Genomic DNA, 12,467 nt, shown 5'->3' with positions numbered 1-12,467 from the left:
CGGTCTTCCGACTGTAACTGATGGCCTGATGTGTATCTATCTATTCTACTTACTATCTTATTTATGCAGCCGCCTTCAGGTTCACCACCTTAGCTTCCGGCTTTTTCAGTTTGATGATACCGATGAAGTTAAAAAACTTCATTACCGGATAGGTAGGATCAAGTTCAAACCATTTCTTTGCAAAATTCGGGCTATCACCGTGTTTGTGGTGGTTGTTCTGGAACAGCTCTCCCAGCAGCAAGATGCCCCATGGGCTGGTATTGCGGGATTTGTCACCATTCTCGAAATTCCGGTAACCATACTTATGACCACACCAGTTTACCACAGCTCCCTGTACAGGCCCGATCAGGAAATGCACGGGTAACAGCAGATACCAGTACCAGGCTGGTGCGAATGCTACATAGAAACCAATATAAACCGCGGCCCATGCCAGACGGGTGATAATATGGTCGCCGAAACGGTCCATAGCATCCCAAACCGGCAGCGGAGGATTCTTTGTAAATTTCTCATCCACAACGGTTTTACCTTCATAGATGTCATTATATAGTTTACGTGTCTGCCACATCATTGACCAGACGTCCTTGAAAAAGTGAGGAGAGTGCGGATCATGTTCTGTATCGCTAAACTCATGGTGCATGCGGTGCATAGAACCATAAGCTCTTGGTACTAAATAAGATGTGCCCTGGAAGAACCAGGTACAGAAGTAAAATACTCTCTCCCAGCCTTTACTCGTAGTATACATCTGATGGGATGCATATCTATGCAGGAAAAAGGTGTGAAAGAACAATGACAAAAACCAGTGGGAAAAAAAGAATATCAGAATCGCAGTCATTATCTCGCTTTAAACGTAAATGAATAAGTGGTCAAAGTTATATTAAAATGAGCGGGAACCCTTATAAATAATTACTTATCAAGCACTGAGACGGACTATACCGGCGGTGAGATAGCCACAGAAGCGGTGTTTAGGAAATGTTAAAATTGTGTAACTCCTTAATTTGGGGCCAATCTTATCACCATTTTGACCACTGAAAGCTGTTTTTAGCGTCTTTCTCTCCTGGTACGGCCAGTCTGAACAGTCCTCTTCCATCCAGCAGCGGATTATCTTACAGCTTATCAGCGAGTATACTGCAGGTAGGAAGTGCAGAATAGGTAGACGACTGTTTGTAGGGCTAACATGATAAACAACTGATAATTAACAATAGTGATGCATATCAGCTGGCTTTACTACCATCAGCACCAGCTAATATTCATCACATTCCTGGCTGTAGAGTCACTAGCCAGTTAATCCTCACTCATTTTAAGTATTGGTAAATATTACTGCAACTTTACACCTGTCAGCTGTTCACTCACTTCCCAGAGGCGTACCGCGTTCTCCGCATCTATGGCATACGGAAACACACCGAATGCGCTGGATGCCTTCCGAAGACTCAGGTCATTACTTCCCTGTGTTCCATCACTCTCTATCACAGGAGAGATATCTGCATTCTCACAATACACACCGCCCTTTCCCTCCAGTTGAGGGCTTACGGCGCACCATATACTGGTGGCTGCGCCCTGTTCGATTGTCTTCAGCTGCCTGGCCGGGTCTATTACCGGCTTCCCGTCCTGGTCCAATGCACCCATCTTTTTAAGTTGATCTTCAGACATATAGCGGGTAAGATCTGTACTTACTATACTACCTGGATGTACTGCGAAGGCGCGGATACCTGCATCTTTTCCCCTCCGGTCTGCCTCTACGGCAAACAGGACGTTGGCCGTTTTTGACTGACCATAAGCTTTCCATGGATCATATTCCCGGTTTTCGAAACTGATGTCATCGAATATCACCGGAGAATAGCGATGTCCCCAGGAAGAGAGCGCCACGATCCTGGCTCCTGCTGCCTGTACAAGGGCCGGCCAGAGGCGGACGGCCAGCTGAAAATGTCCGAGATGATTCGTAGCGAACTGAGACTCAATTCCACGGCTGTCTCTTGTCAGGGGCGGCGCCATGATACCTGCACTATTAATCAGCAGGTGTAATGGTTGTCCACCAGCCAGGAATTGTGCCGCGAACGCATCAACTGATGCAGGGTCCATCAGGTCCATTTTGGCTATTGTCACTCCCTGGATACCTGATAGCGTTGCTGCCGCCTTATGGGTATCACGGGCAGGCACAATAACTTTGGCTCCCGCAGCCGCCAGTACCCGGGTGGTCTCCGCACCGATCCCAGCATACCCTCCGGTGACGATAGCCGTTTTACCAGAAAGGTCAATTTCTTTTATCACATCAGCCGCGGTTGATGCACCTTCAAAACCGGAATGAAGAGGCACTTGTGGTGTCCTATATGTTGTCTTATCCATGATGTTCTTTTTTACATCACAAAGGTAGGACTACCTACTATGATTATTTTGTAGCTATCAAACCGTTATTTGTAAAAATCAAACCTGCCGAAACATAGATGGAGTTTGCCCCGTCCGCTTTTTGAAGAAGTTATTAAAGTGCGCCTGGTCCTCAAATCCCAGCACGTCGCTGATCTCGGCAATGTTCATATTACTATGTCTCAGCATCCCTTTTGCCTCATTAACAAGTCGGTCGAAGATCAGTTCCGAGGTCGTCTTACCTGTCTCTTTTTTTACGGCACGGTTTAAATAATTGACGTGAATGGCGAGTCGTTCGGCGAAGTCTTTAGGAGTTCGCAGGAGTATACGAGAGGAAAAAAGGTCTACCGGAAATTGCCGCTCCAGCAGTTCGAAGAACACACTGGTGATCCGGGCAGTTGCATTCCCTTCGGACACCGGATGCTGGAACGGATTTAGCTTCATTGCATAATAAATCAGCTCATTTACATAGCTGCTTATGAGTTCAAACCGGTAGGCGTAATCACTATTTAACTCACTGATTATCTTATCAAATGAGCTACTTACTTCTTTAACGACTTTAGCATCTATCTTAAATATTGGTTTAACCCCTTGCCGGAACAGCGGAATGTCGGTCAGCTTCGCCTTAAAATGCTCATGGAAGAACGCTTCTGTAAAGACGCAACAATAACCTTTGAGGTCAGCCGGAATGTCACCATACGTGTAGGGCACCCTCGGATTAAAAAACAATAATGTGTCTCCATCTACGGCGATACTTTCATCACCAAAATGGAAAACAGCCCTTCCCTGAAAGAGCATGATCTTGTAAAAATCCCGGCGTATGAAGGTTGGATAAACAATCCCCGCAGCTAACCGTTCCTCCAGGGTGAAGGCATTAAACTGGGGAGAACCATATTGACTGCCCATCGTAAAATGTGGAGATTCCCACGGATGCATGACACCATTCATGACAATTGCTTTTTGCAAATTTCAAACTTTGTCCGGACTTCCGAGCCGTTAATTTTCATTAATGATCCTGGGCCGGATCCTCACATTCCTAAGCTCCAGCAGGTTCAGCGCGTTGCTGGTAAATCCTTCCACGTTGGGTTGCACCAGGTGGATCACCTGGTCGTAAAACAGGGGTACAACAGGGGCATCTGCCAGTACCATTTTATCCATTTGCTGATATAACAGGTAGCGGAGAGAATCGTTATTCTCACTCAGTGATTGTTCATATAATAGGTCGAACGCCGGATTATGATAGCGGGTATAATTTGGGGGCGCAGGGTTTTTACTATAAAAGACAGCCAGGTAATTCTCCGCATCTGCATAATCGGCCATCCAGCTCCCTCTGAAAAACAATGCCTGCGATTTAGCCGTTTGCTCCAATAAAAGTGCCTTCTGCATCACCTCTACCTGCACAGGAATACCTACCTGCTGCAGCTGGTTGGCCACGTAATTGGCATAATCTTCATAAACGGGTATGGACAGCAACTTAATTGTTGGCAGTCCTTTCCCTTCCGGGAATCCGGCTTCCTGCAATAGCTGCCTTGCCTTCACGGGATCATACCGGTACCCTTTCACCCGGCTTGTATCAAATGAAGGCAATCCCATTGGCACAAACCCTGCAGTGGCCGGAAAGCCGATCCCATTCCGCAGATAGGTGATCATCCGGGTCCGGTCTATGCTATAGTTAATAGCCAGCCTGACTTTCTGAATAGCTGAAGATGAATGTTTTACGGCGGAATTAGTACTATCCATCAGAAAGCCAAAGTATTCGATATTCAGATAGGGACTCTTGTCCAGTACCAATTTACCCTCCCAATCCTTTTTCAGGTTACCTTTTTTCGTCAGTACTTCATCTTTAAAAGAGGCATCAATATCATTCATGAAGTCCAGCTGTCCCTGCCGGAACAGCAGAAATTCGGTTGCCTTACTATCCAGGAAACTGATCTTTACCGCATCTAAATATGGTAATGGGCGTCCGGCACTGTCATTCTCAAAGTAGTGGGGGTTACGGTGCAGGACCAACGCCTGCCCTTCTTCCCAGAAAGAAAACTGGAAAGGACCCGAGCCACAGGGATGTTTACGGAAATCTTTTCCGTATCTATCTACTATCTCGTGAGGTATGATCGAGCAATACTGCATACTCAGGATGCCCAATATCGGGTGGAACGGTTGTAACAATGACAGCTGGAAGGTGGAATCATTTAATGCCAGAAAGCCTTTCTCCTTATCTACCTTCCCGTTAAAGATCCAGGCACCCGGCGAAGCTGTTGCCGGATCCATAATACGACGCAGGCTATATACCACATCACTGGCGACTAACCGGCGACCTTTCCCTCCGGGAAACACCTCATTATCATGAAAATAGACATTCGTTCTTAAATGAAAGGTCAATGTTTTATGGTCAGGAGATATATCCCAGCGGGTAGCCAGGGACGGACGTATGTTTAACTGAGCATCCGGCTCAACCAGGGTATTATATAACTGCCTCACCGCCCAGATAACTGCCTGATTTTTGGCAAAGGCAGGATCTAGGGAGGCAATTCCCTCCTGGACATTATACCGGAACACCTGTTTGTCTGAAGAGGACGGGGTGCCACAGGCCGCCAGTAACACAACAACTACTATACATAAATATCTCATATACATGCGAAGGGTCTTACGCCATTGAGCATCTGTTGTATGCCGCTTATGGATATCTTCATAAACCATTAAGCATTAAACCTTCAGCGTTAGGCATTATTACACGAAAATTAATACCTTTCCGCATAAAATAAGAATTTCTATGCGAGGCATTCCTATGCTTTTATTGGTTTTGTTTACGGCATTAACAGCCGGCGCCCAACATCAAACTACATTTACCCGGCAAGACACACTCAGGGGTACGATCACCCGTGAAAGAGCCTGGTGGGATGTTAAATCCTACGATCTGCGCGTAAAACCTAATCTCAGTGACAGTACACTGGCAGGGTCGAATACGATCACCTACAAGGTGCTGAAAGTGGACAGTGTTATGCAGATAGACCTGCAGGAACCGCTGGCGGTTGATAGTGTTACACAGGATAAACAAAGTGTCCCGTATAAAAGGGAGGGCAATGTGATCTTCATCGACCTGGTTGCTAAAAAACAGGTCAAAGGGAAACTAAAAAAGATCACTATCGCCTATCATGGTAAACCCCGCATTGCAAAGAACGCTCCCTGGGATGGTGGTCTGATCTGGAAAAGAGATGATCAGAACAGGCCCTGGATCGCTACTGCCTGTCAGGGACTTGGGGCCAGCGTATGGTGGCCGAATAAAGATCATCAGAGTGACGAACCGGATAATATGACCATCTCCATCACTACACCTCCCGACCTCGTAGACGTATCAAATGGTCGTTTGAAGAAAAAAGCCGTTGACAAAGATGGTAATATCGTATGGACCTGGTATGTGGCCAATCCGATCAATAATTATGATGTGGCCATGAACATTGGTCACTATTCAGAGTTCAAAGATACCTATTCAGGTGAAGGCGGAAAACTTGACCTTAGCTACTGGGTACTCGATTATAACGTAGATACTGCCCGTACACATTTCACCGTCGTGAAAGAGATGATGAAATGTTTTGAGTCCTGGTTTGGCAAATATCCTTTCTATAAGGACAGCTATAAACTCGTTGAGTCTCCGCACCTCGGCATGGAACACCAGAGTGCTGTTGCCTATGGAAACAAATTCCAGATGGGTTACAAAGGCACTGATCTTTCCGGTAGCGGCTGGGGCCTGAAATGGGACTTTATCATTGTACATGAAAGCGGCCATGAGTGGTTCGGCAATAATATCACTACGAAAGACATCGCTGACATGTGGGTACATGAAAGCTTCACTAACTACTCAGAGACACTATTCACTGAATGTCAGTATGGTCCTGAAGCGGCATTTGCCTATATCACGGGAATCAGAAAGAATATCAGGAATGATATTCCTATCATCGGCAATTATGGGGTAAATAATGAAGGTAGTGGTGATATGTATTATAAAGGTGCCAACATGATCCATACCATTCGCCAGATTGTGAACAACGACTATGTGTTCCGCGACATCCTGCGCGGGTTGAATAAGACCTTCTGGCACCAGACCGTCACTACCCGTCAGGTAGAGGAATTCTTCAATCAGAAGACTAACATGAACTTCAATAAGGTGTTTGAACAGTATCTTACGCGTACGTCTATTCCTACACTGGAATATCACTTCGAGGGTAGTCAGCTGAAATTCCGTTGGGTAACCGACGTGGAGAACTTCAATATGCCAGTAAAGGTAACGCTGACCGATAATGGCTATTCATTCATTTATCCGGGAAGGAACTGGCAGTCAACAGGTTTTACCCTGTCAGATATCAAGAAGTTTAAAGTAGATCCTAACTTCTACATTAATGTAAAAGAGATCTAGTTCTCAGGAAAGATATCAGGCGGCCGGGCATATGGAGCGATCCCCTATATGCCCGGTCTTTTTATTTGAACAGTTTGAAAGCATGACTCCAGGTACCCGTCCTGAACCCATAAGCATACCATAAGATGCTCAGCGGCTCAATATTCCGGCTCATTTCTATCGTTCCCATATCCACCACATCTTTCCAGCCCATTTCATTCAGCAGACCTGTTACGGCCATTTTAGCCGCTCTTTTGTTTCCGCAGATGAACATAGTGGGCGTTTCCTGCTCTTGGTGAGAACGGAACATTGATTCGTGTCCGATGCAACTAAGCGCTTTTACGACATGAGCATCTGGAGGTAGCCAGGCCTGTAGTTGCTCACCAGCTGAATTTGTATGTCCGATAGAGAAGCTAAGTCTACCCTGCTGGTCAGGCCCTTTGCCATCAAGAGGATTGGTAACGTCAACTACCACCTTATTCTTAAAATTCCATAATCCAGCTGCTTCAATGGCTTTCTGGGTGCCCGCCCAGTTGGTACAAATTACCAGTAGTTCTCCCTGGGAGGCCGCCTCCCTGAAAGGCGCAGCAGTTACGCGGTCCCCTCCCTTCTTTTTGATCCATTGCTGAAGCGACTCCTTGGAAGGATTACGGGTACCAAGTATCACCTCATGACCGGCCATTATCAGTCCTTCTGTTAACGTAAGTCCGACAGGGCCGCTACCAAGGATACCAATTTTCATGATGCTGGAATTTGTGTGAACAGACAGATGGGTAACTAATATAGTAAAAAAAGTGGAAGGAGCTGAGGATTAACTATTAATAATCAGGAAATAGGGAACAGACACTTCCCTGCATGCTGCCTGTCCGTTATGACGGACAGGCAGCATGCAGGGCGCGTATAATTTGATAGGCTACTCATGAGCCGATGACAGATTGATCCATACTGGAAATCCGCACCTTTGTAAGCCTTGCCTGCTCGTTGATTACTGCATCAGATAGCTGAGGAACCGCTGCATACCCTGACGCTTGGAGGGTGTCAGCGGATAACTGATATTCTGCGTGTAATAGGTTGTGAGATCGTACAAAGGATAAGGATTCTCAGCAACGATCGCCGGGATGTTATGGAAGCCGATGCTGTTTGCATGATTGAACTGCTGGATAAATTCCGGAGACAACGGTTTATTACTGATCCAGGCTGCAAAAACGAAAGGCAGACTGGTAAATCGCATCCAATGTTCAGCGAGGTCATATATATAAGGGGACACATGGCGCTGTTCCAATGCACGGTCGCCAATCACTAGTCCGGCATCTGTACCTTTGATCTTATCCTGATAGTCGCCGGTTGTTTCGATCAGTTCTGCTGATAATTTCCAGTGTTCACGTACCAGTACTTTCAGTAATGCTACAGAAGTACGGCTCTGATAATCCAGGTAGATACGTTTTATTTCGTGCAGGGGAACTTCGCTAAAAAGACAAACCGACGCAACCGGACCTTCCGCACCAATACAAAAATCAGAAATGATATGATATTCTTTCAGTTTTGGGATGGTTGCCACAGGGACAAGCGCCACATCTACGTCTCCATCAATGAGTTGTTGTGCTATCTTAGCTGGGTAATCTACACTTAAATCCAGCATATTCATCACCGGGTGCTCCCTGAATCCGTACAATAATGGCCTGGTATTCAAATAACTTACTGCCGCTACTTTTACTTTCCGTTCCAATTTCTGTAATTTTGCCGGCTAAATTAGGCAAAAAGTGATAAACGCTCACTAATCAAATAACATTATGCAATTACAAGCTTTAACCGCCATTTCTCCTCTGGATGGTCGCTACCGGAGACAACTGGAAGAACTGGCTCCTTATTTTTCTGAGTTTGCACTGATCCGTTACCGCGTATTGGTAGAGATAGAATACTTTATCGCCCTCTCAGAGCAGAAGGTATTTACACTCTCCAAATCTCAGGTACCTGCCCTGCGTAAGATCTACCAGGATTTTACCATTGAGAATGCTCAGCTGATCAAGGAAACTGAAAAGGTGACCAACCACGATGTAAAAGCTGTTGAGTATTTTGTTAAAAATGAGCTGAAGGCGCTCGGCCTGGAAGAAAAACTGGAGTGGGTACACTTCGGTCTGACTTCTCAGGATGTGAACAACACCGCTACTCCACTGTATTGGAAAGAGGCTGTTGAACATGTATATATGCCGGCAATAGCTAACCTGATACTGGACCTGAAGAAAATGGCAAAATCGTGGATGAAGATCCCGATGCTGGCCCGTACACATGGTCAGCCGGCTTCTCCGACCATTCTCGGCAAGGAGATACAGGTATTCGTTGAAAGACTGGAAGGTCAGGTAAAACTGCTGGGGGATATTCCATTCGCAGCAAAATTCGGCGGCGCTACCGGTAATTTCAACGCTCATCACGTAGCATTCCCTAAGATCAACTGGGAAAAATTCGGCGATAAGTTTGTGAACAACACCCTGGGGTTGCAACGTATGAAGTATACCACCCAGATCGAGCATTACGACAATATCTCCGCTCAGTTTGACACACTCAAACGTATCAACACGATCCTCATTGACTTCTGCCGTGACATATGGACATACATCTCCATGGACTATTTCAAACAGAAGATCAAAGCCGGCGAAGTAGGATCTTCTGCAATGCCGCATAAAGTAAACCCGATCGATTTTGAAAATGCAGAAGGTAACCTCGGTATGGCTAACGCTATCTTCGAACACCTGAGCAGCAAGCTGCCTATCTCCCGTTTACAGCGTGACCTGACCGATTCTACCGTGCTCCGTAACATTGGTGTACCTTTCGGCCACACTATCCTGGCATTGAAATCTGTGCAGAAAGGTTTGGGAAAACTGATCCTGAATGAAGCAAAGCTGGAAAACGATCTGGAAAATAACTGGGCGGTTGTTGCCGAGGCTATTCAGACCGTGCTGCGTCGCGAGAACTTCCCTAAACCATACGAGGCGCTGAAAGACCTTACACGTGGCGGAGAGCACATCACACAGAAGACAATGCACAAGTTCATCGACGGGCTGAAGATCAGCGCGACATTGAAGAAAGAACTGAAAGCGATCACTCCACATAACTACACTGGTATCTGGGGCTAGCATCAATCTAACCAGCCGTTACAAATCAGTAACTGACAGGTGCTAAGTGACAATATATTATAGACGAGCTCCAGCACGTTCAGACGTGAAGGAGCTCGTCTTCTTATTTGGGGTGAAGCCTATCTTCTCCAAACAACACATCCATTCGCAGCGTTTACTATTCCTACCTGGTTCCTAAAACGCATCTTTCATATGCAGCAATTCGTGCCCACCGTTTGGCTGGAATGTAATAGCAATGACATCAAACCTGATCATCTTCGGTAACTGCGGCATGTGATCCATATATGCCGAAGCAACGGCCTGTACATGCCGGCGCTTGGACGCATCCACATGTTGCTCGGGCCAGCCGAACAGGTCACTGGCCAGTGTCTTTACCTCGAAGAACACCAGACAGTTCTCTTCCCAGGCAATGAGATCAATCTCTTTCCGGCGGTACCGCCAGTTAATTGCTATAATATTATAATGATGTAAACGGAGATAGTCAGCTGCGATTGACTCTCCTTTTTTGCCCAAAGCTATATGGGATGCCATTGTTTTGACTATTTTTGCTTTCCCTTTGGGAAAACAACAGGTTAACAATCACAGGAAAATAAACAATATTACGCATGAGCGAGAAGAAATTATTCAGGCTGGATGGCAAGGTACAGAACTACGCATGGGGTGGATATCACTACATTCCTGCTTTATTAGGTATTCCGGAAAATGGTAAACCAAGTGCAGAATACTGGATGGGCGCACACCAGAGCGCGCCATCAGTTATCGCTACTGACGGTCAGTCCACACCACTTGACCAGCTGGTAAAAGCTGATCCTACAGGAGTGCTTGGCCCTAAAGTTTGGGACCGGTTTGGAGAACTGCCTTATCTGCTGAAGATCCTGGATGTAAAAGATATGCTTTCTATTCAGGTACATCCTACCAAAGCAGAAGCTGAAAAAGGATTTGCCCGTGAGAATGAAGCCGGTATTCCCCTGAACGCTCCTCATCGTAACTATAAAGACGCCAACCATAAACCTGAGATTATGGTTGCGCTCAGCGAATTCTGGCTGTTACATGGTTTCCTGCCGGAGGATAAGCTGAAGAATGTGCTGCAGAGCGTAAAAGAATTTGCTACGCTGGCGCCTATATTCGAGAAAGAAGGCTACTATGGTCTATACAAGGTCGTAATGGAAATGTCACAGGCAGAGGTGAACAGCATGTTACGCCCGCTCGCCGCGTCTGTACTGGAAGATTACCAGAACAACCGACTGGCTAAATCCGACCCCGCTTTCTGGGCCGGCAGAGCGATTGCCAATGACCCTCAGGGCCTGGAAAATCTGGATAGAGGCATCTTTTCTATCTACTTCTTTAATATCATGGAAGTACATCCGGGTGAGGCAGTATTCCAGGACGCGGGTATTCCACACGCCTATCTCGAAGGTCAGAATGTAGAGCTGATGGCCAACTCCGACAACGTTTTACGGGGTGGTCTGACGCCTAAGCACATCGACGTACCAGAGTTGCTGAAGCATACCCGTTTCGAGCCGGTACATCCGAAGATCCTGGCTGGCGAGGTTGTAAAAGGCGGACTGGAAAGCATTTACCACTCTCCGGCGCCAGACTTCGTGGTGAGCCGTATTACAATACAGAACGGACAACGCTATGAACATACCAGTGAGGCGACAGAAATCATGTTGGTAATGGAAGGCGCCGCTATCATCACTGAAAAAGGAGGCGAGCCTATCAACCTGAAAAAAGGCGAATCAGTAGTAACCTATTTTGATACTACCTACGATATTCAGAGCAACGCAGGTACCGTGATATTTAAGGCAAGCGTACCTGTTCAATCTATTTAAAATCAGTTATCTTTGACGCAAATAATCAACCCATTATGAAAAAGGATTCTATCAGGGAAATACTGATCATCAGCCTGCTGATATTCCTGTCTGCTCTCTGCCGTATTCTGACTAATCAGGCCGGTCTGTGGAATTTCAATGCTATTGGCGCAGCAGCTTTATTCGGCGGCATCGTACTGAAAGACAAACGTCTGGCGTACATTATTCCATTATTGTCTTTATTCCTCTCTGACGTGTTCCTACAGCTGTTCACCAGCATTCAGGCGCTTAATCGTGATTACCTGGGTCAGTTGTTCTTCGTATATGGTGCATTCATGCTGATTACCTTCATAGGTACCCGCATCAGAAAGGTGAATACATTAACCCTGTTGTTGTCGTCTATCGGTACAGGTCTACTGTTTTTCCTGATCACAAATCTGGGAACGTTCCTGACTACAGATATGTATCCTAAAACAGGTGCAGGTCTGATCGCCTGTTATGCAGCAGGCATTCCTTTCTATAAGGAAGGTGATCTGTTCAGTAGCTTTGCCCTGAATGGTCTGATGGGGAATGTGTTCTTTACAGTGGTGCTGTTTGGCGCATGGTCAGCTATCAAATCAGTGGTAATTGCTCCTAAAGGCCAGCTGGCTTAAAGAGAAAGCATATTTTAAAAGCCGGCAGGAGTAATTCCTGCCGGCTTTTTTTATGTATTGATATTAGCACTGAAACGTTCGGGAGGTACCTGATAATAAAAAAGCGACCAGATCACTCCGGTCG

The 12,467-nt window shown here is 46.2% G+C and carries 11 protein-coding genes; 4 read left to right on the top strand and 7 right to left on the bottom strand.

The window, feature by feature from the left end:
• Positions 1-61 precede the first annotated feature (61 nt).
• The 4 genes from GWR21_RS03605 to GWR21_RS03590 form a co-directional block, all read right to left on the bottom strand.
• On the bottom strand, positions 62-742 hold the full coding sequence (locus GWR21_RS03605; RefSeq protein ID WP_238430158.1) for a fatty acid desaturase family protein: 681 nt from the start codon (positions 740-742) through the stop codon (positions 62-64).
• A 572-nt stretch (positions 743-1,314) separates the two neighbouring features.
• The gene (locus tag GWR21_RS03600; protein WP_162330418.1) at positions 1,315-2,340 is read right to left on the bottom strand and encodes an oxidoreductase; all 1,026 of its coding nucleotides are present in this window, start codon (positions 2,338-2,340) and stop codon (positions 1,315-1,317) included.
• A 78-nt stretch (positions 2,341-2,418) separates the two neighbouring features.
• Entirely contained in the window at positions 2,419-3,324 is a 906-nt protein-coding gene (locus GWR21_RS03595; protein WP_238430156.1) for a helix-turn-helix domain-containing protein, read from the bottom strand.
• Positions 3,325-3,354: 30 nt separating this feature from the next.
• A complete protein-coding gene (locus GWR21_RS03590) occupies positions 3,355-4,986 on the bottom strand; it encodes an ABC transporter substrate-binding protein (RefSeq protein WP_238430154.1) in 1,632 nt (543 codons plus the stop codon).
• Positions 4,987-5,128: 142 nt separating this feature from the next.
• On the opposite strand from GWR21_RS03590, the gene GWR21_RS03585 reads away from it, so the two are divergent.
• Complete coding sequence (locus GWR21_RS03585; protein ID WP_162330416.1) at positions 5,129-6,769, top strand: M1 family metallopeptidase; 1,641 nt, start codon at positions 5,129-5,131, stop codon at positions 6,767-6,769.
• A gap of 61 nt (positions 6,770-6,830) precedes the next feature.
• Here GWR21_RS03585 and GWR21_RS03580 read toward each other — a convergent pair whose 3' ends face one another.
• Both GWR21_RS03580 and GWR21_RS03575 read right to left on the bottom strand, forming a co-directional pair.
• Positions 6,831-7,490, bottom strand: coding sequence for an NADPH-dependent F420 reductase (locus tag GWR21_RS03580; RefSeq protein ID WP_162330415.1), 660 nt, complete (start codon positions 7,488-7,490; stop codon positions 6,831-6,833).
• Positions 7,491-7,733: 243 nt separating this feature from the next.
• Entirely contained in the window at positions 7,734-8,474 is a 741-nt protein-coding gene (locus GWR21_RS03575) for a menaquinone biosynthetic enzyme MqnA/MqnD family protein (protein WP_162330414.1), read from the bottom strand.
• Between the two features lie 64 nt (positions 8,475-8,538).
• Here GWR21_RS03575 and purB point away from each other — a divergent pair, with 64 nt between their 5' ends.
• Positions 8,539-9,879, top strand: coding sequence for an adenylosuccinate lyase (purB, locus tag GWR21_RS03570; protein WP_162330413.1), 1,341 nt, complete (start codon positions 8,539-8,541; stop codon positions 9,877-9,879).
• 174 nt (positions 9,880-10,053) lie between these two features.
• On the opposite strand, the gene GWR21_RS03565 is transcribed toward purB, so the two are convergent.
• A complete protein-coding gene (locus GWR21_RS03565) occupies positions 10,054-10,410 on the bottom strand; it encodes a YraN family protein (RefSeq protein WP_162330412.1) in 357 nt (118 codons plus the stop codon).
• A gap of 74 nt (positions 10,411-10,484) precedes the next feature.
• On the opposite strand from GWR21_RS03565, the gene manA reads away from it, so the two are divergent.
• Complete coding sequence (gene manA / locus GWR21_RS03560; RefSeq protein WP_162330411.1) at positions 10,485-11,711, top strand: mannose-6-phosphate isomerase, class I; 1,227 nt, start codon at positions 10,485-10,487, stop codon at positions 11,709-11,711.
• Positions 11,712-11,746: 35 nt separating this feature from the next.
• The gene (locus tag GWR21_RS03555) at positions 11,747-12,343 is read left to right on the top strand and encodes a DUF6580 family putative transport protein (protein ID WP_162330410.1); all 597 of its coding nucleotides are present in this window, start codon (positions 11,747-11,749) and stop codon (positions 12,341-12,343) included.
• Positions 12,344-12,467: the final 124 nt, after the last annotated feature.

Source organism: Chitinophaga agri, from assembly GCF_010093065.1.
Lineage (GTDB): Bacteria > Bacteroidota > Bacteroidia > Chitinophagales > Chitinophagaceae > Chitinophaga > Chitinophaga agri.
The sequence above is the reverse complement of the archived record's forward strand: the minus strand, read 5'-3'. Positions and strand labels throughout refer to the sequence as shown.

What these genes read in the sequence shown, in the direction of transcription:
- GWR21_RS03580 (WP_162330415.1), bottom strand. Translation starts at nt 7,490, where the DNA reads ATGAAAATTGGTATCCTTGGTAGCGGCCCTGTCGGACTTACGTTAACA.
- GWR21_RS03600 (WP_162330418.1), bottom strand. Translation starts at nt 2,340, where the DNA reads ATGGATAAGACAACATATAGGACACCACAAGTGCCTCTTCATTCCGGT.
- GWR21_RS03605 (WP_238430158.1), bottom strand. Translation starts at nt 742, where the DNA reads ATGTATACTACGAGTAAAGGCTGGGAGAGAGTATTTTACTTCTGTACC.
- GWR21_RS03590 (WP_238430154.1), bottom strand. Translation starts at nt 4,986, where the DNA reads ATGAGATATTTATGTATAGTAGTTGTTGTGTTACTGGCGGCCTGTGGC.
- GWR21_RS03555 (WP_162330410.1), top strand. Translation starts at nt 11,747, where the DNA reads ATGAAAAAGGATTCTATCAGGGAAATACTGATCATCAGCCTGCTGATA.
- purB (WP_162330413.1), top strand. Translation starts at nt 8,539, where the DNA reads ATGCAATTACAAGCTTTAACCGCCATTTCTCCTCTGGATGGTCGCTAC.
- manA (WP_162330411.1), top strand. Translation starts at nt 10,485, where the DNA reads ATGAGCGAGAAGAAATTATTCAGGCTGGATGGCAAGGTACAGAACTAC.
- GWR21_RS03585 (WP_162330416.1), top strand. Translation starts at nt 5,129, where the DNA reads ATGCGAGGCATTCCTATGCTTTTATTGGTTTTGTTTACGGCATTAACA.
- GWR21_RS03565 (WP_162330412.1), bottom strand. Translation starts at nt 10,410, where the DNA reads ATGGCATCCCATATAGCTTTGGGCAAAAAAGGAGAGTCAATCGCAGCT.